This is a genomic window from Vibrio sp. 1978, assembly GCF_033344345.1.
In genome coordinates, this window is the sequence record NZ_JAWPOP010000717.1 from 1 (window position 1) to 603 (window position 603).

Sequence of the window (603 nt, forward strand, 5' to 3'; positions counted from 1 at the left end):
CAAAAATGTGGTTGGGCTTTTTAATTTCTAAGTACAAGTATTAAGACTCTTTCACTTCTTGAGCGACAAGTTCATCTTCTTCTGTCAGTTTTTCTGGAAGCAGCAAGTTCAGCAGTATCGCGGTGATACCGCCAGCAGCCACACCGGTTGAGAAGATGCTTTTAATAAACTCAGGCATAAACTGCAGAATCTCAGGTTTCTGAGCGATACCTAACCCCATCGAGAATGACAACGCCATAATCAGAATCGCGCGGCGGTCGAGGTCAACACGCGAGATAATGCGCACGCCTGCAGCGGCAATGGTGCCGAACATCACGATGGTAGCACCACCAAGTACAGGTTCTGGGATCAGCTGAACAAAACTAGCCACGCCCGGGAAGAGACCAAGAATCACTAACATGCCCGAGATAAAGTAACCCACGTAACGGCTTGCGACGCCCGTTAGCATGATAATGCCGTTGTTTTGACTGAAGGTAGAGTTTGGAAAGCTGTTGAATACCGCAGCGATAGCCGAGTTCAGACCGTCCGCTAATACCCCACCTTTGATGCGCTTCATGTAAATAGGGCCTTTAACAGGCTCGCCAGATACTTCCGACGTTGCGG

The 603-nt window shown here is 48.9% G+C and carries 1 protein-coding gene; it reads right to left on the bottom strand.

Annotated features, from left to right (window positions below; translation table 11 throughout):
• Positions 1-40 precede the first annotated feature (40 nt).
• Positions 41-603, bottom strand: a 563-nt coding sequence (locus tag R8N49_RS28720; protein WP_318190650.1) for a solute carrier family 23 protein, incomplete at its 5' end; no start/stop codon positions are given.